The following is a 20,675-nucleotide window of genomic DNA, read 5'->3' on the forward strand; positions in this document are numbered from 1 at the left end:
CGGCTGTTGCCGGATTTTTATCATTTAGACTGGCAATTCGTATAAATACACCCGATAGAACCAAACGCACCGTTGACGGAGCGTCTCCGGAGGAGAACAACAGCTGTGACAAATTCCGGCATGGGCCGCCGCTCCTTCCTGCGGGCCGGTGCAATGATTGCCGCTGTAGCTCTCGCCGGATGCACCGCCGCTCCGCCCGAGGGCACTGCCACGGCCTCAGCGTCGGCGACAGGAAGCGCAACGGGTTCAGAACCCACCGCCACCTTCACCTTCGCCACCGCCGCCCGCCCGTCCACTCTGGATCCGGCCCTGGCGACGGACACAGAAAGCCACCGGGTCACCCGCCAGATCATGGAGGGGCTGGTTGGTGTTGATCCCCTGACCTCTGCACCCACTCCCCTGCTGGCCGAGAGCTGGACCGAATCCGAAGACGGACGCACATACACCTTCACCCTGCGGCGGGACGTCACCTTCCATGACGGCGAGCCGTTCAACGCCGATGCCGTCTGCGCCAACTTTGACCGCTGGTACAACCTGCCTGTCTCCGCACGCGGATCCGGCAACCTTGCCTACAAAGCCGTCTTCAATGCCTTCTCGGACGCCCCCAATTTGGCTGTGTACAAGTCATGCACTGCCATCGACGAGTACTCCGTCCAAATAGATCTGGCCACCCGGCTCAGCGGTTTCATTCCCGCCCTGGCATCGCCGGAATTTGCGATCTCCTCCCCCAAGGCTCTGCAGCAGTTCAAAGCCGACGTGCTGACCGTGGAAAAGGACGGCCAGAAAGTCTCCGACTACGCGCTGCACCCGACAGGGACGGGTCCCTTCACTCTCGAGTCCTGGGAGGGCGACGAGGTGCGGCTGGCCGCCAACCCTGATTACTGGGGTGTCCGCGGGCAAATCGGCACCGTGGTCTTCTCCACCATCAGCAGTCCGGAAAGCCGCCTGCGGGCCCTGAAAACCGGGCAGGTGGACGGCTATGATCTGGTCACCGTGGCGGATGTGGACGATCTCGCCCGCAACGGCCTCCAGATCCTGCAGCGGGACCCCTATTCGGTGCTTTATCTCGGCATCAATCAGGCCTTCCCCGGCATGGATGACCTCAAGATGCGCCAGGCCATCGCCCACTCCATCGACAAGGGCGCGCTCCTGGACGGGCTCTTCCTTAACGGCACCAAGCAGGCGAACCAGTTTGTGCCGGAAAAGCTCGGGGTTTCCTCCGGGTCCGTCACGAACTACGGCTACGATCCCGAGAAGGCCGCCGAGCTGTTCAAGGAAGCCGGCTACGACGGCGCCGAGCTCCCCTTCTACTACCCGCGTCACGTGACGCGGGCCTATCTGCCCACGCCCGAACGGGTGTACGCGGAACTGAGCCGCCAGCTGACCGCTGCGGGGCTGAACATTAAGCCGGTTCCGGTGGAGTGGTCCGATGATTATCTCTCCAGCGTGCAGACCAGCGGGGACCGGGCCCTGCATTTGTTCGGCATCAGCGGCACCTATAACGATCCGGACAACTTTGTGGGCACCCTTTTCGGCAGTTACACCGAAGAGTTTGCCTACGATGACACACAGTTGCTGAGCAAGATCGACCGGGCACGAACCCTGCAGGAAGGTCCGGAACGCACGGAAGCGTACACCGCGATTACGGACCGAATCTCCACCCGGGTGCCGGCCGTTCCGCTGGCCTTCCCCATTTCCGCGCTGGCCCTGTCCCCCAGGATCGGTTCCTACCCCACGTCGCCGCTGCTCAACGAGGTCTTCAACCGGATCGAGCTTCGGGACGAGTAACGGGCGCGTATTGGCCCGTTGCAAACTGCAGGTGATTTTAGTAAGGCCCCTTGGAGCGATACGCTTCTATGGCTAGCGCCCACGCGACTGGAGATATGAAGTTGACTGCTAATAGCTCGGCGGATACGTCCGCAACAAAAACCGATGTACTGCTGATCGGCGGCGGCATCATGAGCGCGACCCTCGGGGCGTTCCTGAAGCAGCTGGCGCCGGACTGGGACATTTCCCTGTTTGAGCGCCTCGACCGCGCCGGACTGGAAAGCTCGGACCCTTGGAACAACGCCGGAACCGGCCACGCCGCACTGTGCGAACTGAACTACAGCCCCGCAGCTGGGGACGGCTCAGTGGATTCGGCCAAGGCGGTGGGCATCAACGAGCAGTTCCAGGTGTCCCGCCAGTTCTGGTCCCATATGGTCTCATCCGGCCATATCTCCAACAGCTTCATCAACCCGCTGCCGCACATGAGCTTTGTGTGGGGTGACGCGCACTCCGAGTACCTGCGCCGCCGGTACGAGTCGCTGAGCGCCCAGCCGCTGTTCAAGTCGATGGAATTCTCCGAAGACCACTCCAAGCTGGCCGAATGGGCTCCGCTGATCATGGAGGGACGCGACCCTTCCCAGCGTGTTGCCGGTTCCCGCGTCGTCGGCGGCACCGACGTCGACTTCGGCGCGCTGACCCGCGAACTGACCGGTTACCTGGCCGGCAGCGGCGTGGAGATGAATTACGGCCACGAAGTCAGCAACGTCACCCGCTCCTCCACCGGCGGCTGGGAGGTCAAGGTCAAGAACCGCGCTACCGGGGCCTCCCGCACGGTGTCCGCACGCTTCGTCTTCATCGGCGGCGGCGGCGGTGCCCTGCACCTGCTCCAGGCCTCCGGCATTCCCGAGGGCAAGGGATTTGGCGGGTTCCCGGTCTCGGGCCAGTTCCTGCGCTCCACGGATGAGTCCATCATTGCCCGCCACAACGCCAAAGTGTACGGCCAGGCCTCAGTGGGCGCCCCGCCCATGTCCGTCCCGCACCTGGACACCCGCTTCGTCAACGGCAAGCGTTCGCTGCTGTTCGGCCCGTACGGCGGCTTCTCCCCCAAGTTCCTGAAGACCGGCTCCTATTTGGACCTGCCTGCTTCGGTACGGCCGGGCAACCTGGTTCCGATGCTGGCCGTGGCCAAGGACAACATGTCCCTGGTCAAGTACCTGGTCACCGAAGTGATGAAGACCCGCGAGGGCAAGACGAAGGCACTGCAGGAATTCATGCCGCAGGCGGGTACCGAAGGCTGGGAGCTCATCACCGCCGGGCAGCGCGTGCAGGTCATCAAGAAGGACCCGAAGAAGGGCGGTGTGCTGCAGTTCGGCACCGAACTCATCACCGCAGCGGACGGCTCCATCGGAGCCCTGCTGGGTGCTTCGCCGGGTGCCTCCACAGCCCCGCCCATCATGATCAACCTGCTCAAGCGTGCCTTCCCGCGCGAGTTTGGCGGCTGGGAGCCGAAGATCAAGGACATGATTCCGGGATACGGCGTCAAGCTCAATGAGAACGAGTCCCTGCTGGATGAACTCACCTCTGACACCAACCGTGTTCTGGGCCTGAACTAAGCCGCAGGTACTCTCCGAAGAAGTTTTACCCGTTGGACCGGGCTGACCCATCCGGTCGGCCCGGTCCAACGAACGTTAAGTACCGGAACCGGGTTGGTTTCGGGATGTTTTGCCGATCTGCGTTAGTTCAGCCCTTCCGAAGGCAGGCTCATGGACCGTTTGGCCAAGTTTTCCCTCTCCAACCGGGCGCTCATTGCCCTGATCACGGTGTTCATTGCCGTCTTCGGGGTGATCTCCATGGGATCCCTGAAGCAGGAGCTCATTCCGTCGCTGGAGTTCCCGCAGATTACCGTGATCACCGCACTGCCCGGCGCCTCGCCGGAAGTGGTGGACAAGCAGATCAGCGAACCCCTGGAGGGTGCACTGACCGCGGTGGAAGGCCTGGAGGATTCCTCCGCCACCTCCCGCAACTCGATCTCCACCATCAGCCTGACCTTCGCCTACGGCACCGACCTGGACCGTGCCCGCGGCCAGGTGGACCGCGCCATCTCCAACGCGCGCCAGCTGCTGCCCGATGACGCCAACCCCCAGTCCCTGGCCGGCAGCATCAGCGACTTCCCGATTGTGTACCTTGCGGTCTCCTCGGATGAGCCGCTGGCCGAACTCAACGCCGACCTGCAGCGGCTCACCGTTCCGCGGCTGCAAAAGATCGAAGGGGTACGCACCGCTGAAGTTACCGGCGGATCCACCCGGAGCATTTCCATCCTGCCCGACGAGGCGGCCCTCGCCGCCCTGGGCGTCACGCCGTCGGCGATCTCCTCAGCACTGGAGAACAGCGGCGCCCTGGTGCCCGCGGGTACCGTCGCTGAAGACACCCGCACTCTGTCCATCCAGATCGGCAGTCCGCTGGACAGCTTGGAGAAGGTCTCCGCCCTGCCGGTGGAGTCCACCCGCAGCAGCGGCTCCAACGCTTCCGCGGATCCGGTGACCATCGGCGACGTTGCCTCGGTGGAGATCGTGGAAGACGAGAACACCTCAATTACCCGCACCAATGGACAGCCGACGCTAGCGGTGTCCATCACCAAGACTCCCGCGGGCGACACCGTTGGCATTTCCCACCAGGTGACCGATCTTCTGCCCGCCCTGGAATCAGAGCTCGGCAACGGCGCCAAGTTCACCGTGGTCTTTGACCAGGCCCCGTTCATCGAAGAATCCATCTCCAACCTCACCACCGAAGGCATCCTCGGCTTGGGCTTCGCCGTCCTGGTAATCCTGGTCTTCCTGCTCTCGGTGCGCTCCACCCTGGTCACCGCCGTCTCCATTCCGCTGTCCCTGCTGGTGACCTTCATTGGCCTGCTGGCGTTCGGTTATTCGCTGAACATCCTGACCCTGGGCGCGCTGACCATTGCCATCGGCCGGGTGGTGGATGACTCCATTGTGGTCATCGAGAACATCAAGCGGCACCTGGGGTACGGCACGGACAAGCGGACGGCCATCCTCACCGCCGTGCGAGAAGTCGCCGGCGCCATTACCGCCTCAACCCTGACCACCGTTGCCGTCTTCGCTCCGATCGCCTTTGTGGGCGGGCTGGCCGGTGAGCTATTCCGCCCGTTCGCCATCACCACCTCCCTGGCACTGCTGGCGTCGCTGCTGGTTTCGCTGACCATTGTGCCGGTGCTGGCGTACTGGTTCCTGAAGTCCGGCCAGCCGGTGGCGGACCCGGCGGCGTACCGCGCCGAAGTGGAAGCTCGGGAATCCAAAACCTTCCTGCAGCGCGGCTATGTGCCGATCCTGCGCACCACCCAGCGGCATCCGGTGTACACCGTGGTGGCCGGCGTGATTGTCCTTGCCGCCACGGCGGCGATGACCCCGCTGCTGCAGACGAACCTGCTGGGGGACACCGGGCAGAACACCTTCAGCGTCCGGCAGGAACTGCCCCCGGGCACCTCGCTGGAAACCACCTCCGCCGCAGCCGAAGAGGTGGAGGAGGTGCTCCGCGGCACCGAGGGCGTCAAGGACGTCCAGGTCACCATGGGCACCTCCAGTGCCGGCTTCGCCGCCTTCAGCTCCGGCGGATCCGCGGTGGCCTCCTACACGGTCATCACCGAGCCGGGCGTTGACCAGGTGGCGCTGCGGGAAACGGTTAGCAGCGAATTGGATTCCCTGGACGACGACGCCGGGAACATCACCCTGGGCAGCACCGGCGGCGGTTTCGGCACCTCCAACACGGTGGACATCAGCCTGTCCGCCGGCGATCCCGGTGAACTGCAGCCGGCGGCCGATGAGGTAGTGGAAGCGATGTCCTCGCTGCCTGCCGCAGGTGAAGTCACCAGTAACCTGTCCTCCTCCTCCCCCGTGGTCCAGGTGTCGATTGACCGTGCCAAGGCGGTGGCTGCGGGTTTGAATGAACAGCAGATTGCCGGTCTGGTGGCCTCCACGCTCAGCCCGCTGCCGGCCGGAACCATCCGCATCGGCACCGACGACTTCCCCGTGCTCATCGGCGAAGGAACGCAGATCACCAGCGTGGAGCAGCTCAGCCGGGTTCCCGTTCCCGCCGGGTCCGGCACCGTTCCGCTGAGCTCGCTGGCCACGGTTGAGGAAGTGGACGTCCCGACGTCGATATCCTCCTCAGGCGGCGAGCGCACCGCCGTCGTCTCCGTTTCCCCGGCGGGAGAGAATCTGGGCGCGGCCATTACCGAGGTTCAGGACAAGCTGGCGGAGCTGGACCTGCCCGCCAGCGTCACGGCCACGCTCTCCGGCGCCGCCACCCAGCAGAACGAGTCCTTCACCCAGCTGGGACTGGCATTGCTGGCGGCGATCGCCATTGTCTACGTGATTATGGTGGCCACGTTCAAGTCCCTCATTCAGCCGCTGATCCTGCTGGTATCGGTGCCGTTTGCGGCCACCGGCGCAATCCTGCTGCTGCTGGTCACCGGAGTGCCGCTGGGTCTGCCCTCCCTGGTGGGCATGCTGATGCTGGTGGGCATTGTGGTCACCAACGCCATTGTGCTGGTGGACCTGATCAACCAGTACCGGCGCCCGCACAACGGGGAGCCGGGCATGAACGTGGCCGATGCCATCATGCGCGGCGCCCGGCAGCGGCTGCGGCCCATCCTGATGACCGCGCTGGCAACTGTCTTTGCCCTGACCCCCATGGCCTTGGGTGTCACCGGTGAAGGCGGCTTCATTTCCCGTCCGCTGGCGATCGTGGTGATCGGCGGCCTGGTGTCCTCCACCGTCCTGACCCTCGTTCTGGTGCCGGTCCTGTACCGGCTGGTGGAAGGCGCCCGGGAGAAGCGGGCCGGCCGGCGCCGCCACTCGGCGAATCACGCCGCCAACCGTTTAATTAGTGATTGACGCAGGCCGGACCGCGGAGGAGCGTTAGTCTCATGGACGCCCGTTCCCGGCCCTTCCAGGGAGCGGCCGTGACGCCCATGAGGTCACTCCGTGGTAGGGGAGGCAGGCTATGGATGACGAAACCAAACCGAAAGCCAATACGCCGTGGTATCGCCGCGGCACGTCCCTGATTCTCACCGTCGGTGCCCTCGCCGCCGCAGCCGCCTCCGTCGTCGGGCTCTGGGACCGTTTCAAACCTGGCGACACCAAAGACGTAGCGACCGTTGAGGTGACCGAAGAGGGCAGGTCGTTGGCGCTTCGTGATTTCATGACGGAAAACCTCGGCGATTACGTGACCCTTGTGCGCGACAGTGAGGGCGCCGCGGCTCATCATATACGCATCAACGGCGCGACCGAGGCGTCCCTTGCCGTGGTCCCCTCTCTCCCGCCGACGCCGGCGCTGCCCGGGATATCACCCGTTCCGCCTGAACCCGCCGTACCCACCGGATCATCCGATACCGGTACCGGTGGATCCAGTGGCCCCAGTGAGTCAGCCACCGAATCGACTGACCCGGAGAGTCCTTCCACGAGCCCTCCCGGCACAGTTACGGACGTAGTGCTGGAGAACACTGCCAGGGACGTTGGGGGAATCCTTTTTAATGACCCAGGCTACTTTGAGCCATCCGACATGAAAATCTTCCTACAAGCTGCCCCGGCCCAAGACGCTCCGCCGGCAGATCCGGCTGCGCAAGAGTTCTTCGAAGATGCGGCTGCCCAAACGACTTCTGAAGATGCGGCTCCACAGATCATCGAAGCCCTCAATGTGGTCGAGGGAACATATGATGCCAGTCCGGAACCGCGCGGCTGGGTGATTCCCGTGAATCTGAGCTTTGAGAAGCTGTCTGGGGAGAAGCTCTCCCTCACCTGGTCCCTTGAAGGCATTGATGTTCCCCAATCCTGGTCCGGCGACAAACTTGCCTACAGAGTGCAGGCCAAGACAGACCAGGCTTCTTCATCAACGGAGGAGATCTGGGTTCCGGATCTCACGGTGCCGGGCACCTATCAACTCACTGTGAAACTAGTCAAGGAGACGGATAGGGACTTCGTCGTTGCGGAGGATTCGTCGGGGTTGCTAAACCAGTAGCGGGATCGGCTTTTCTTCATCTGGACTAGGCGCACACCTTTGCGCAGCTGGGCGATTCAGCCGCTAGGGTGGGACGACTGTTTACGATTCCCGGAGGAACCATGAGAAAAGCCGTCGCCGTTTCTGCCCTTGCCCTGGTGTTCGTCACCGGATGCAGCTCGGGTGCCGCGGAGCCCGACGGAATGTCTGCCTCCGACCCCGGACCTGCCGCACCGTCTGCCGCACCTGCCGTTGCAGCAGCGGCACAGGGCTCGGAAGAGCAGACATGCTCCGAGCTCCTCGGGACCAACGGTAAAGGTCCTCTCTACCGGGCCATCTATCTCCTCAAGATAGGTGACGGAACGAGCAGCTTCGGGGGAAGTGCCGAAACCGCTCGCGACCTGAGCGAGGAAATTCACGGCATAACCGGCCGCGCCCCACAGGACATGGAAGCCGCATTGGAAGAGCTGGCCTCCCCCATGGACGCCACCATCCAGCGGGCTGAGAACCCGAACTCCGCCTGGAACGTCAACGTCGAGACGTGGAAAAGTGCCGTCGCGGAACTTTTGACCCGCTGCGCACCCTATGAGACCGCTACGGACAGTGCGGCATCCACATCGGCATCCCCCGCGGTCCCTGCCCAGGTCACCGCGGACACAACCAGCGCCGCCTACCCCGGTTACCCGTTGATCGTGGACGCCGCATCTCTGGATTACCGGGTCGCCGCGTGGTTCAGCGGCAGACTCATCGACGGCCGGGTTACTGCTCTTGCGCCGGGGCTCTACGCGCCGTATGACCCCAATGTCCCCGATCTGTCGTCCTACTACACCGCGGACCGGGCGGTCGGAGACGGAGTCATGAAGCACATCGTCTTCCCCGGCTCCGGAAACGCCGCCACATGGTCAGCAGTTCGGCCCGGGAGCCAGGAACCCCGGTAGGCATCCTGGCGCCGGGAATGTTCCACGGTTGAGCATCGTTGTCGAACATGTAGATGCAAATGCATATACTTGTAGCTGCACCAGCCACATCGGAGGACACCATGCAGATCGGCGTATTCAGCGTCAGCGACATCACCCGCGATCCCGTCACCGGACGGATCCCCACGGAGGGCGAACGGATCAAGGCCGCCGTCGCCATCGCCAAGAAGGTCGAAGAAATCGGCATGGATGTCTATGCCACCGGTGAGCACCACAACCCGCCGTTCTACGCTTCCTCCCCCACCACGCTGCTGGGCTACATTGCGGCGCAGACCGACCGGATCATTCTCTCCACGGCCACCACGCTGATCACCACCAATGATCCGGTGAAGATCGCCGAGGACTTCGCCATGCTCCAGCACCTCGCCGACGGCCGGGTGGACCTGGTTCTGGGCCGCGGCAACACCGCCCCCGTCTATCCCTGGTTCGGCAAGAACATGCAGGACTCGGTGGAACTGACGGTGGAAAACTACAACCTGCTGCGCCAGCTCTGGGACAAGGAGACGGTGAACTGGGAGGGCAAGTTCCGGACCCCGCTGCGCAACTTCACCGCCACTCCGCGCCCGCTCGACGGCGTTGCCCCCTTTGTGTGGCACGGTTCCATCCGCACGCCGCAGGTTGCGGAGATTGCTGCCTACTTTGGCGACGGCTTCTTCGCGAACAACATCTTCTGGCCGAAGGAGCATTACATGCAGCTCATCAGCCTCTACCGCGAACGCTACGAGCACTACGGCCACGGCCGAGCCGACCAGGCGATCGTGGGTCTGGGCGGACAGTTCTTCATGCGCAAAAACTCACAGGACGCCGTCAATGAGTTCCGGCCGTACTTTGACAACGCTCCCGTCTACGGCCACGGCCCCAGCATGGAGGACTTCACGGCGCAGACTCCGCTGACCGTCGGCAGCCCGCAGGAGGTCCTTGAAAAGACCCTGTCCTTCCAGGAGTACTTCGGCGATTACCAGCGCCAGCTGTTCCTGATTGACCATGCGGGCCTGCCGCTGAAGACCGTCCTGGAGCAGCTTGATCTGTTCGGCGAATATGTGCTGCCGGAGCTCAGGCGTGAATTCGATGCCCGGCGTCCGGCAGATGTTCCCGAGGGGCCCACCCACGCCGCACGGGTAGCCGCAGCTCAGATGTCGTCACGTTCCGCCCCTGCCCCAACTCTTCAGTAGGCTAAAGACATGTCCCTGGATACCAGCAGCACCCCCGTTCGACAGGCAGCCGAGGCCTGGGAGTCCCTCTTCCGGACCCAAGTGGGAGTGATGCGCCGCCTGCAGCGGGATCCGGCCTTCAAGGAACTGTCCATGCGGGAGTATGACGTCCTGTTCAACCTCACCCGCTGCCCCACCGGTTGGATCCGCCTCAACGAGCTCAATGAGCACCTGCTGATCAGCCAGCCCAGCCTCAGCCGCATGGTGGAACGGATGGAAGCGAAAGGGCTGGTGCAGCGCAGGCCTGCCCAGCACGACCAGCGCGGTGTGGAGCTTTCCCTGACGGAGGAAGGGCTTGCCCTGCAGCGGCGGCTGGGCCGGGCACATGTGCGCGGCATCTACGAGCTGTTGACGCCGGCACTCACCGAGGCCGAACTGGCGGAGCTAAAGTCACTGACGGACAAGGTGCTGGCCAGCCTGGCAGACAGCGACAGCTAGGCAGCGCTGAAGCACCCCTACCCGAACGGCGGCGGGAGCCAAGTGGAGAACTACAGCATCGAGTCCATCCCGGACCTGTCCGGAACCACCGCCGTCGTCACAGGGGCCAACAGCGGACTGGGCCTGCAGACCTCGCTCGTCCTTGCCGCCAAGGGTGCCCGCGTGGATCTGGCCTGCCGGGACCGGCAGCGCGGTGAGGCTGCCCAGACGCGGATCCGCACCGAAACCGGAAACAGCGACGTTCATCTGCGGCAACTGGACCTCGCCTCCCAGGAATCCATTCGCCGGTTCGCAGCGGATCAGGACGGGCCGGTGGACCTGCTGATCAACAACGCCGGGGTCATGGCCACGCCGCACCGGACCACCGCTGACGGATTTGAACTGCAGTTCGGCGTCAACCATCTGGGCCACTTTGCCCTGACCGGCCTGCTGCTGCCGGCGCTGCGCCAGGCTCCGGCCGCGCGCGTCGTCACCGTTTCCAGCTTGGCCCACCGCGGGGGCCGGATCGATTTCGCGGACCTCGCTGCGCAGCGCCGGTACCGCCCCTGGGCGCGGTACAACCAGAGCAAGCTGGCCAATCTGCTGTTCACTTTTGAATTCCAGCGACGGCTCCAAGCACACGGCGAAAAGCTGATCGCGATCGCGGCCCATCCCGGTTTTACCAATACCAACCTCACCTCCGGCATGAATCACCCGGCCACTCTGGACATCTTAGGTTCGTTCTTCCGCCTGCTGGGCCAAAGTGGGGCACTCGGAGCGCTGCCTACGCTGTACGCGGCAACTGCCCCAGGGGTCCGGGGCGGGGAGTTTTACGGCCCGGGTGGTCCGGGCCAACTCCGCGGACGGCCCGTGCTCGTAACACCGGCTCCGCAGGCCTTGGATCCGGATACGGCACGCCGCCTCTGGGACGTCAGCACCGAACTCACGGGCGTCCGTTTCCCCGGCCTCGGCTAACGCCGTCAAACATCTAGCCGTTTGCGCCCCGACCCTCCGGCGGTACGGACATCCCGGGATCCGCCGCCGTCAGCGGCGGATCAGCGAAGGCGAGCCGCGGCACCAGGAGGAGCAGACCGGCAGCAATGAACCCGGTCACCGAACACACAGCCCAAACCACCAGATAGCCCGACAGCGGTGCCGCCGTTTCCGCTCTTTGGGCCCCGCCTGCCAAGGCATCCGCAGCGGCGCTGGCCAGTGCAATGCCGAACACGGCGGAGGCGAACGAGCCGCCGATGGTTTTGGTGGTGTTGGTCAGCCCGGTGGCCATGCCCGTGCGGTTGGGCGGGGCTGCTGCGGCGGCGGCCGACGGCAGCGCCGCCACGAGTGCCCCCGATCCCAGTCCGGCAACGATCATGTTGGTCAGGGTCTGGGCCAGCGTGTCGTGGAACGGCAGGAACAGCAGGTAGCCAAATCCCACCAGGGCTGCCGCACCGCTGAGGGTCAGCCGCGGCGTGACGTACCGCGAGACCACCGGGAACAGCAGGGCGCCGATCAGCACGGACAACACGTAGGAGCCGATGATGATGGACACATCTCCGGCATCCAGGCCCAGCCCGTAGCCGTGCATCTGCCGGTCAGTGCGGGCGAAGGTGGACATGGGCGCCTGGGCTCCGAGCACCGAGATGCCAAACAGTCCGGCGGTGAGCTGCACCGGCCACATGGCCGGATCCCGCAGCATCCGGAAGTCCACCAGAGGATCCGTGCGGCCCAGTTCCCAGCGGACAAACGGCACAAACGCCGCCGCTCCTGCCAGCAGGATCCCCCAGACCCACCAGGTGCCCGGGCCGTTGATCCGCAGGAAGCTCAAACCCGAGGTGAGCAGCAGCAGCCCGAAGGCCAGCAGCAGGAAGCCCCTGCCGTCCAGGATGCCGCCGGCCCGCTCAGGCGTTTCCGGAACGCCGAACTGCACCGCGGCAATGCACAGGGTTACGGCCACCGCCGGAATCATCAGCGTCAGTTGCAGCCGTCCGGCAAAGACCTCCACCAGGAAACCGGCGGCCAGTGCACCGGCAATGACTCCGAACTGCAGGGCCCCCACCAGAACGCCGGCGGCTTTGCGGGTCAGGGCAGCGCCGCCCGGAGCCGCGGAGGCACGGCTGAAGATCAGTGCGATTTCCAGCGGCAGCCACACCACGTAGAAGCCCTGCAGCGACCATGCGGCCAGGAAGGTCCAGAAGTCAGGGGCAAAGGCGACGCCCCAGGACGCCGCCGCCGTCAGGACGGTGGAGACCAGCAGGATCCGCTTGTGCCCGTAGATGTCACCGAGTTTGGCGAGCACGGGAACGGCGAGCGCGCTGAGCATCAGCTGGGCGGCTTCAAACCAGTTGACGTCGCCGTCGTTGATCCCTAGGTTCCGCGCAATGTCGGTGAGGATGGGCGTGTAATACCCCTGGAGGATGCCGGAGGTGATTTCCACCAGGGCCAGGAAGAGCACCACCGGTCCCAGCGAGCGCAGGCTGCGGTGCCCGACGTCGGCGGCCCGCATCACTGCCTGTTCCCGAGGGTGCGCAGCAGCCGGGTGTAGAAGAGGATTCCTTCGCCGAAAGTCTCAATGCACAGGGCCTCGTTGTCCGCGTGGATGTTCGCGCGGTCTTGTCTGCTCATCCGGAACGGGGCGAAGCGGTACACGGCGTCGCAAATGCCGGTGAAACGGCGGGAATCGGTACCTCCAAGCATGATGTACGGAGCGGTCACGGCGTCCGGGAACACCGCCGCAATGGCCTGTTCCAGCAGGGCGAACTGGGCGTTGTCCGTGGCGGAGACCGGTGCCGGCTCGTTGCCTTCGATCACCCGCAGGGAAACCGAGGAATCGGCGATGATCCGCTCCAGCCGCTGCACCGTGCCGGCCACCGTCTCCCCCGCTGCAACGCGGATGTTGGCGTTGGCCGTGGCCCGGGACGCGATGACGTTGGAGGCGGAGCTGCCCTGCAGCTGCGTGACAACCACGGTGGTGCGGGTCAGGGCCCCGGGCTCGCCTCCCATGCGGGCCAGCACCCGGGTCAGCGGCCTCCGGAAGATGCGCAGGTTGCCGAACACCAGCCGCGCCGGAAAGCGGGCCGAGGATGCCAGCCGGCCGATCATTTCCACTGTGGGCTCGGGCAGGACCGCGGGCAGCGGTTTGGCATCCAGGCGGGTGATGGCGCGGGCCAGTCGTGCAGTGGCTCCGCCGCGGTGCGGCGTGGAGGCATGACCGCCGGCATCCTCGGTGGACAGCTCCACGTCCAGGATGCCTTTCTCGGAGACGCCGACCACCGCCACCGGACGGTCCACAAAGGGAAAGGCCTGCCCTGCCACGGCACCGCCTTCATCGAGCACCAGCCAGGGGCGGATGCCGCGGTCTTCCAGCAGTGCGGCGGCCGCTCCGGCGGTGTCGCCGGCGGTTTCCTCATTGTTGCCGAAGGACAGGTACACGTCCCGCGCAGGGATGAACCCCGCCGCCAGCAGCTGTTCCACCGCTTCCAGGATGGCGGTCAGGGAGCCCTTGTCATCCAGCGAACCCCGGCCCCAAATTCGGCCGTCCGCGATCTCTCCGGAGAAAGGCGGATGAGTCCACGACGCAGGGTCTTCCACCGGAACCACGTCATAGTGAGCCATCAGGACCACCGGCCCTTGCCCCTCACCCTGCGATCCCGGCCAGCGGTACAGCAGTCCGTGCCCGTTGACCCGTTCCCGCGACAGCTTCTCGTGAATCAGAGGAAACAGCTCGGGGAGGGCATCGATGAAGCCGTTGAACTCATCGATGCGAACCTGGCGCGGGTCCCGGGAGGAGACGGTCCGGTAAGTGATGAGGCGGGAGAGCTTGGGGGCCGCTTCGGTGCCGGTGGAGAGGGCCTGCCCGCCGGCGGTTTCCCGCACGCGGGATGACGTGGATTTGATGTGCATGCCCAGAGTGTAACGGGCATCACATCGCGCGGCTGAGGTAGCCTTGCTGCCACACCCCCAGCCGTCCTCGCACGTCAGGAGAAGAACATGACCAGCGCCGCCGTCCGTGTTCGGCCCCCGGTTGAAAGCGACGCTCCCCGGCTGGCCGACATCCACATCTCGGCGTGGCGGGCTGCCTACCGGAAGGTCATGTCCGACGAGTACCTCGACGGCCTGAATCCCGAGGCGCAAACGAGAGGGTGGCGGCGGAACATTCTGGAGCCCAGGCCGGGAACCTTCCACTTGGTCGCGGAAACAGACAGCGGGGTCACCGGGTTCTGTATTGTCGGGCCCGCTGAGGGCGCGGCTGAATCGGATTCCGAGTCAGCCTCAGCATCAGCAACCGGCCAGCTGTATGCAATCAACGTGCATCCGGATTCGTGGGCACAGGGTGTCGGCTCGGCCCTGTTTGCCGCGGCGGAAGAAAAACTCCTGTCACTGGGATACACCAGGGCGTTCCTGTGGGTTGAAGCGAGCAATAAAAGGGCCATAGATTTCTACACCCGGCGGGGTTGGCTGAACGACGGCGGAACCCTGCAGGACACCCGGTTTGATCCGCCCGTGTCAGAGCGCCGCCACAGCCGGGACCTGCTTTCGGAAGTCGCGAGCGTGTCGTTCAAACACCTGGACTTTGCCACGGCAGCAACCCGTCGTCGAGGACCGGGTGCAACGGAACAGCCACCACCGGACGGTGCTGATGGTGGGCAAGCTGAACCATGACGGAGGTGGTGAAAAACTCTTCAATTGAACCCCGGAAACCTGATTCGCGTGTGCCGACAACGATCATAGCCGCGTCCAGTTGGTCGGCCAGCCGGGCAAGCTCCTGCACCGGACCACCGGCCAGTGCACGGACGGACCACGTTACGGGGTGCGAATCCAATGCTCCCGCAATCTCTGCCCGAAGTCCGGGATCGAACACCTGGGTCTCTTCGAAAGGCAGGTCGGGATTGATGGGCTCGGACACCACCGTTCCGTCGACTCGTTGCTTGACTTCCTCGCTGGAGGCGTCGACAGTGGCGCAGACCAAGTCCGCCCCGAGCCTGTCGGCTAACCCTCCCGCTACGTCGACCACCGCGGCAGCCGTACCGGGCACGACACCCACCAGGACCTGCGGCTTGGAATTGGGGCTCGTCATGATGTTGACTCCTTCTCTGGGACCGTCCATGAGTCTCATGTTGTACAGCTAAGGTGTCACAGCACTGCGAGCATGTGTACCGGATTAGAGCACCATCTGCCTCATGAGGCGGGGATTGCTGGCGGGCGCTTGACTCGTTGGGCCTTGCCCGCTGCAAGCGGGCCCCGGCGCCAGTCCCCCCACTGCCCCGACTGCGTCAGCCACGGCGCGTGCCGCCCGTTCGACGTCGTCCTCCGTGAGGGCAGCCGTAAACGTAAACCGCACGGCCGTCTGAGCAGTTGCCCGATCCAGCCCCATCGCAGTGAGCACAGCCGACGGTTCATCGGATCCGGCAGCACAGGCCGAGCCGCTGGAACACAGCACTCCGGCCCGTTCCAGTTCCAATAACACCGCTTCCCCCGAGGTGCCCGGAAAGCAGAATGAGGCGTGACCGGGCAGCCGTTCGCTCCGGTGACCGGTGAGCAGGGCACCGGGAACGTCTCGCAGCACGGTATCGATCAGCCGGTTCCGCAGCGTCGCCGTGTGCCGGGCGGTGGCGTCGCGCTCCGCTGCGGCCAGCGCCAGCGCCGCAGCCATCCCCACGGCCCCGGCCACATTCTCGGTACCGGAACGCCGGCCGCGCTCCTGTCCTCCCCCGTGCATCACCGGCTCAAGTGCCGGCACACCGCGCAGATACAACAGCCCGATCCCCTTGGGCGTCCCCAGTTTGTGTCCGGACAGGCTCAGCGCGTCCACCCCCAGGCGAGTCACGTTCAGGTCCAGCCAGCCGCCGGCCTGGACCGCGTCCGTGTGGAACGGCACGCCGGCCGCACGGCAGCGGGCGGCAATCTTACGCACGGGCTGGATGGTGCCGACTTCATTGTTGGCGTACATCACCGAGCAGAGCACCGTCTCCGGTGTCAGGGCTGCGGCGGCCTCCTCCGGGTCCACCATTCCCGCGGCGTCCACGGACAGCAGCGTCACGCGGAAGCCGTGGCGGCGCTGCAGATAGTCCAGGGATTCCAGCACCGCCGGATGTTCGACGGCGGTGGAGACCAGGTGCGGTGGGGCACCTGTGCCTTCCTGCACCAGACGGTCTCGCCGGTCCATCCGGTCCATCCCCGCCAGGGCCAGGCCTTTCACTGCGAGGTTGTCCGCTTCGGTGCCGCCCGAAGTGAAAATGATCTCTCCGGGGCGGCAGCCGAGCACCCGGGCCGCTGTCTCCCGGGCTGCCGTCAACGCCCGGGCGGCGGATTCCCCGGCCGAGTGCGAGCTGGAGGGATTGCCGAACTCCGTGGTGAGGTACGGCCACATGGCCTCCAGCACTTCGCGCCGCGGCGGAGCGGTGGCGGCCGCGTCCAGGTAAATCACCTCAGATCCAGTCCCAGGTCCAGGGACCGGACGCTGTGGGTGAGCGCTCCCGCGGAAATCAGGTCCACCCCGGTGGCGGCGATCTCGGCGACCGTTTCGAGCCGGACATTGCCGCTGGCTTCGGTGAGGGCACGTCCGCCGATCAGCTCAACGCCGCGGCGCAGATCCGCCGGGGAGAAGTTATCCAGCAGCACGGTGTCCGCGCCGCCGGCCAGCGCGGCTTCGATCTGGTCCAGCCGGTCCACCTCCACCTCGAAGTGCACGGTGTGCGGCAGCCCCGCTTTGGCTGCTGCCAGTGCCTGCCCCAAATCCATGTTCCCGGCGGCCAGCAGCGCCAGGTGATTGTCCTTGGCCATCACCGCATCGGAGAGGCTGAACCGGTGGTTGTGCCCGCCGCCGCACCGGACCGCGTGGCGTTCCAGGATGCGCAGGCCCGGCGTGGTCTTGCGGGTATCCGTAATCCGGGCGGATGTGCCGGCGGCCTGCGCAACAAAGGCCGCGGTGAGGGTGGCGATGCCGCTGAGCCGCTGCGCCAGGTTCAGGGCCACCCGTTCACCCGTGAGCACCGCGCGGGCGGGCCCGCTGATTTCCGACAGAACGGTTCCGGCTTCGAAGGACTCGCCGTCCCGGACCGGGAATTGAACTGATGTTTGCGCAGAGGCGAGCCGGAACGCTGCCTCGATGACCTGGGTTCCGCAGAAGATGCCGGGTTCGCGGGCGGTGAGGACGGCCGAGGCCCGGGCTTCCACCGGGACCAGGAGTTCGGAGGTGATGTCCCCCCACGGTGCGTCTTCTGCGAGCGCCGCGGCAACGATGCGGTCCACGGCATCCTGCGGAACAGGTGCCGGCACATAAGACTGACGGGGAAGCGCTGTGCTGGTGGTCATGGAGGTGTTTCCCTTCGGGGAGCTCATGCGGTGAGGTGCAGGGTGTCGCCGGCGACTTCCTCAGCCGGGCGGATCCCGGCGTCGGTCCGGTAGTGGGCGCCCACGGATTCGGTGCGCCGCCGTGCAGCGGCCAGGAGCAGCCGTGCGCAGGTCAGCAGGTTCGCGTCTTCCAGCACCCGCACTTCCGGTGCCATAAGGTTCGTTACCGTGGTCCCCGCCGCATCCCGCTGCCAGCGGGCGACCTGGGCGGCGGCAGCAGCCAGCCCGTCGGCGCTGCGCAGCACCCCGGCCCGGGCGGACATGAGTTCCTGAAGGGCAGCACGGCTAAAAGCAGGCTCCTTCCGGCCCGCGTCCCCGGGGACAGGACCTTCGCCTCCGGGGACAGGAGCTTCCCCTTCCGCGGCCGGTCCGGAGGCAGGCAAGACAGTGGGCAGGGCCGTGGGAAAGGCCCCGGTTTGCCCGTCCGCCACCACAGCGGCGCCGGCCCGGGCGCCGAACACCAGTCCCTCCAGCAGCGAATTGGACGCCAACCGGTTTGCGCCGTGCACACCGGTGCAGGCACACTCGCCGGCAGCGTACAGCCCGGGCACCGTGGTGCGGCCCCAGAGATCGGTGGACACTCCGCCCATCCAGTAGTGGGCAGCGGGAACCACGGGCAGCAGGTCCCGTTCCCAGTCCAACCCGTGACTTCGGGTCATGGCATCCAGGCCGGGAAAGCGCCGGGCCAGATACCCGGGACCGCGGGCGGCTGCAACACCGGTGGCATCCAGCCAGACGCACGGTTCCCCGCTATCCAGCAGATAGGCGCTGACGGCCCGGGAGACGACGTCGCGCGGAGCCAGTTCAGCGTCCGGGTGGGCGGCCCGGGCAGCCAGGCCGGCCAGCAGGAAACGTTCCCCCGCGGCATTGCGCAGTACCGCCCCCTCGCCGCGGACCGCCTCGGAAATCAGCGGATTCCCCGGCACGTCCAGCGAGGTGGGATGAAACTGGAAAAACTCAAGATCTTGCACCGCGGCACCGGCACCGGCCGCCAGGGCCACGCCGTCGCCCGTTGCCGATTCCGGATTGGTGGTGTGCGCGTACAGGGCGCCCGCACCCCCGGCTGCGAGGATCACCGCGTCGGCCGCGAGCGGAGCCAGCACGCCGTTCCGGAGCACCTTTACTCCATTGACGCCGCCCTGTTCGAGCAGCAGCCCGGCGGCAAAGACGTGCTCCGCGACGGCGATCCGCGGTTCCGCGGCCACGGCCTGCAGCAGCGCTGCGGCAATGCCGGCTCCGGTACTGTCGCCGTTGACATGCAGAATCCGCCGGGCCGAGTGCGCCGCCTCCCGGCCCAGCGCCAGCACCCCCGCCGGATCACGGTCAAAGGGTGCGCCCAGTTCCAGCAGGCGGCGGATCTGTTCGCCGGCTGCCGAGCAGAGAACCCGCACCGCTTCGGCGTCGCCCCTTCCGGCACCGGCGGCCAGCGTATCCGCCGCGTGCGCGTCCGCCGTGTCTCCGGGCGCCGCAGCTTCCGGCACGACGGCGGCGATTCCGCCCTGCGCCAGCCAGGTGTTGGACTGCTGCACCGTACCCTTGGCGAGCACGGTTACTTCGGCCGTCTGGTCCTCCTGCACCGCACTCAGGGCCGCCATCAGCCCGGCAATTCCGGCGCCGACGACGGCGATCACGGCCGTGCCGCCAGCATCCGTTCCAGTGCGGTGCGGGCCGGCACGGCAACGGTGGCGGGAACCGTGATCCGGTTCAGGATCTCGCCCCGGACCAGGCCCTCCAGCACCCAGGCTAGGTAGCCGGGATGGATCCGGTACATCGTGGAGCAGGGACAGATCACGGGGTCCAGGCAGAAGATGGTGTGCTGGGGATACTGCGCCGCCAGCCGGTTGACCATGTTGATTTCGGTGCCGATGGCAAAGGTGCTGCCGTCCGGGGCGGCGTCGATGGCCTTAAGGATGTAGTCGGTGGAGCCTGCCTCATCGGCGGCGTCCACCACGGGCATGGGGCATTCCGGGTGCACGATCACCCGCACTCCGGGGAAGTCGGCGCGGGCCTTTTCGATCTGGGCTACGGTGAAGCGTTTGTGTACCGAGCAGAAGCCGTTCCACAGCAGCACCCGTGATTGGCGCAGCTGCTCCACGGTGTTTCCGCCCAGTGCCAGCCGGGGGTTCCACGTAGGCATGGCCTCCAGCGGGATCCCTATTGCCTTGGCTGTGTTCCGGCCCAGGTGCTGGTCCGGGAAGAAGAGCACCCGGCGCCCGCGTTCGAAGGCCCATTCCAGCACGGCTGCGGCGTTGGAGGAGGTGCAGACAATGCCGCCGTTCTCGCCGCAGAAACCCTTCAGCGCGGCCGAGGAGTTCATGTAGGTGACCGGGATGACGGGAAGCCGGCCGTCGTCGTCGGGCTCTGATCCGAAGAGTTCGGTGAGCTGGCCCCAGCACTCGGCCACCGAATCGATGTCCGCCATGTCCGCCATGGAGCAGCCGGCGGCGAGATTGGGCAGCACTACGGCCTGGTCCGGTCCGGAGAGCAGGTCAGCGGTTTCAGCCATGAAGTGGACGCCGCAGAAGATGATGGCCTCGGCATCGGGCTTGGACTTCGCCGCCTTGGCCAGCTGAAAGGAATCACCCACAAAGTCCGCGTGGCGAATCACTTCGTCCCGCTGGTAGAAGTGGCCCAGAATGACGGCACGCCCGCCGAGCTTTTCCTTGGCAGCTTCGATCCGCCTGTGCAGTTCGGCGTCGGACGCCTGCCGGTATTCCTCCGGCAGGCTGCCCTGCCGGGGCGTGGCGGGGGGCGCCGGATCATGCATCGAGGCGCCGGGACCGTAGTCCGGCAGCCGGGCGCCGTCGAATTCCCACGGCGGCATGGCCAGAGCCGGCGTGCAGGTGGATGTCGAGGATTGTCCGTTGGCGGCAGCTGCGGCCGAAATCAGTTCAACGGCCGTGGCGACACTGGGCGTCGAGGTACCGGGGGCATTACTCAT

The 20,675-nt window shown here is 65.8% G+C and carries 16 protein-coding genes; 9 read left to right on the forward strand and 7 right to left on the reverse strand.

Annotated features, from left to right (window positions below):
- The first annotated feature begins 105 nt into the window (after nt 1-105).
- The 8 genes from CXR00_RS00160 to CXR00_RS00195 all read left to right on the forward strand — a co-directional run bounded on the left by CXR00_RS00160 (nt 106) and on the right by CXR00_RS00195 (nt 11,359).
- Nucleotides 106-1,788, forward strand: coding sequence for an ABC transporter substrate-binding protein (locus CXR00_RS00160; RefSeq protein ID WP_308470485.1), 1,683 nt, complete (start codon nt 106-108; stop codon nt 1,786-1,788).
- Between the two features lie 68 nt (nt 1,789-1,856).
- Nucleotides 1,857-3,380, forward strand: coding sequence for a malate:quinone oxidoreductase (locus tag CXR00_RS00165; RefSeq protein ID WP_104052404.1), 1,524 nt, complete (start codon nt 1,857-1,859; stop codon nt 3,378-3,380).
- 150 nt (nt 3,381-3,530) lie between these two features.
- Nucleotides 3,531-6,677: an efflux RND transporter permease subunit gene (locus CXR00_RS00170; protein ID WP_104052405.1), complete on the forward strand. Its 3,147-nt coding sequence runs from the start codon at nt 3,531-3,533 to the stop codon at nt 6,675-6,677.
- 109 nt (nt 6,678-6,786) lie between these two features.
- Entirely contained in the window at nt 6,787-7,800 is a 1,014-nt protein-coding gene (locus tag CXR00_RS00175) for a hypothetical protein (RefSeq protein ID WP_104052406.1), read from the forward strand.
- Between the two features lie 101 nt (nt 7,801-7,901).
- Entirely contained in the window at nt 7,902-8,717 is an 816-nt protein-coding gene (locus tag CXR00_RS00180; RefSeq protein ID WP_104052407.1) for a hypothetical protein, read from the forward strand.
- 101 nt (nt 8,718-8,818) lie between these two features.
- Nucleotides 8,819-9,928 carry an LLM class flavin-dependent oxidoreductase gene (locus CXR00_RS00185; protein WP_104052408.1) on the forward strand — a complete coding sequence of 370 codons (1,110 nt, stop codon included), beginning with the start codon at nt 8,819-8,821 and terminating at the stop codon, nt 9,926-9,928.
- A 9-nt stretch (nt 9,929-9,937) separates the two neighbouring features.
- On the forward strand, nt 9,938-10,405 hold the full coding sequence (locus CXR00_RS00190; RefSeq protein ID WP_104052409.1) for a MarR family winged helix-turn-helix transcriptional regulator: 468 nt from the start codon (nt 9,938-9,940) through the stop codon (nt 10,403-10,405).
- 42 nt (nt 10,406-10,447) lie between these two features.
- Nucleotides 10,448-11,359, forward strand: coding sequence for an oxidoreductase (locus CXR00_RS00195; RefSeq protein ID WP_104052410.1), 912 nt, complete (start codon nt 10,448-10,450; stop codon nt 11,357-11,359).
- 13 nt (nt 11,360-11,372) lie between these two features.
- On the opposite strand, the gene CXR00_RS00200 is transcribed toward CXR00_RS00195, so the two are convergent.
- Complete coding sequence (locus CXR00_RS00200; RefSeq protein WP_104052411.1) at nt 11,373-12,887, reverse strand: MFS transporter; 1,515 nt, start codon at nt 12,885-12,887, stop codon at nt 11,373-11,375.
- Complete coding sequence (locus tag CXR00_RS00205) at nt 12,887-14,284, reverse strand: M20/M25/M40 family metallo-hydrolase (RefSeq protein ID WP_104052412.1); 1,398 nt, start codon at nt 14,282-14,284, stop codon at nt 12,887-12,889. The genes CXR00_RS00200 and CXR00_RS00205 overlap by 1 nt, the downstream gene beginning before the upstream one ends.
- Nucleotides 14,285-14,473: 189 nt before the next feature.
- Here CXR00_RS00205 and CXR00_RS00210 point away from each other — a divergent pair, with 189 nt between their 5' ends.
- A complete protein-coding gene (locus tag CXR00_RS00210; RefSeq protein ID WP_258060288.1) occupies nt 14,474-15,043 on the forward strand; it encodes a GNAT family N-acetyltransferase in 570 nt (189 codons plus the stop codon).
- On the opposite strand, the gene CXR00_RS00215 is transcribed toward CXR00_RS00210, so the two are convergent.
- From CXR00_RS00215 to nadA, 5 genes are all read right to left on the reverse strand, one after another.
- Nucleotides 14,940-15,458: a universal stress protein gene (locus CXR00_RS00215; RefSeq protein WP_104053652.1), complete on the reverse strand. Its 519-nt coding sequence runs from the start codon at nt 15,456-15,458 to the stop codon at nt 14,940-14,942. The genes CXR00_RS00210 and CXR00_RS00215 overlap by 104 nt on opposite strands.
- A gap of 84 nt (nt 15,459-15,542) precedes the next feature.
- Nucleotides 15,543-16,808, reverse strand: a complete 1,266-nt coding sequence (locus CXR00_RS00220; protein ID WP_104052414.1) for a cysteine desulfurase family protein — start codon at nt 16,806-16,808, stop codon at nt 15,543-15,545.
- On the reverse strand, nt 16,805-17,695 hold the full coding sequence (nadC, locus tag CXR00_RS00225) for a carboxylating nicotinate-nucleotide diphosphorylase (RefSeq protein WP_181032441.1): 891 nt from the start codon (nt 17,693-17,695) through the stop codon (nt 16,805-16,807). The genes CXR00_RS00220 and nadC overlap by 4 nt, the downstream gene beginning before the upstream one ends.
- A gap of 23 nt (nt 17,696-17,718) precedes the next feature.
- Nucleotides 17,719-19,365, reverse strand: coding sequence for an L-aspartate oxidase (locus CXR00_RS00230; protein WP_258060229.1), 1,647 nt, complete (start codon nt 19,363-19,365; stop codon nt 17,719-17,721).
- Nucleotides 19,362-20,675, reverse strand: coding sequence for a quinolinate synthase NadA (nadA, locus tag CXR00_RS00235; RefSeq protein ID WP_104052416.1), 1,314 nt, complete (start codon nt 20,673-20,675; stop codon nt 19,362-19,364). The genes CXR00_RS00230 and nadA overlap by 4 nt, the downstream gene beginning before the upstream one ends.

The organism is Arthrobacter sp. 9E16, assembly GCF_002929435.1.
In the GTDB taxonomy this organism is placed as follows: Bacteria; Actinomycetota; Actinomycetes; order Actinomycetales; family Micrococcaceae; genus Arthrobacter_B; species Arthrobacter_B sunyaminii.

What these genes read in the sequence shown, in the direction of transcription:
- CXR00_RS00205 (WP_104052412.1), bottom strand. Translation starts at nt 14,284, where the DNA reads ATGCACATCAAATCCACGTCATCCCGCGTGCGGGAAACCGCCGGCGGG.
- nadC (WP_181032441.1), bottom strand. Translation starts at nt 17,695, where the DNA reads ATGACCACCAGCACAGCGCTTCCCCGTCAGTCTTATGTGCCGGCACCT.
- nadA (WP_104052416.1), bottom strand. Translation starts at nt 20,675, where the DNA reads ATGAGTAATGCCCCCGGTACCTCGACGCCCAGTGTCGCCACGGCCGTT.
- CXR00_RS00190 (WP_104052409.1), top strand. Translation starts at nt 9,938, where the DNA reads ATGTCCCTGGATACCAGCAGCACCCCCGTTCGACAGGCAGCCGAGGCC.
- CXR00_RS00170 (WP_104052405.1), top strand. Translation starts at nt 3,531, where the DNA reads ATGGACCGTTTGGCCAAGTTTTCCCTCTCCAACCGGGCGCTCATTGCC.
- CXR00_RS00215 (WP_104053652.1), bottom strand. Translation starts at nt 15,458, where the DNA reads ATGACGAGCCCCAATTCCAAGCCGCAGGTCCTGGTGGGTGTCGTGCCC.
- CXR00_RS00210 (WP_258060288.1), top strand. Translation starts at nt 14,474, where the DNA reads ATGTCCGACGAGTACCTCGACGGCCTGAATCCCGAGGCGCAAACGAGA.
- CXR00_RS00165 (WP_104052404.1), top strand. Translation starts at nt 1,857, where the DNA reads ATGGCTAGCGCCCACGCGACTGGAGATATGAAGTTGACTGCTAATAGC.
- CXR00_RS00180 (WP_104052407.1), top strand. Translation starts at nt 7,902, where the DNA reads ATGAGAAAAGCCGTCGCCGTTTCTGCCCTTGCCCTGGTGTTCGTCACC.
- CXR00_RS00185 (WP_104052408.1), top strand. Translation starts at nt 8,819, where the DNA reads ATGCAGATCGGCGTATTCAGCGTCAGCGACATCACCCGCGATCCCGTC.
- CXR00_RS00175 (WP_104052406.1), top strand. Translation starts at nt 6,787, where the DNA reads ATGGATGACGAAACCAAACCGAAAGCCAATACGCCGTGGTATCGCCGC.
- CXR00_RS00200 (WP_104052411.1), bottom strand. Translation starts at nt 12,887, where the DNA reads ATGCGGGCCGCCGACGTCGGGCACCGCAGCCTGCGCTCGCTGGGACCG.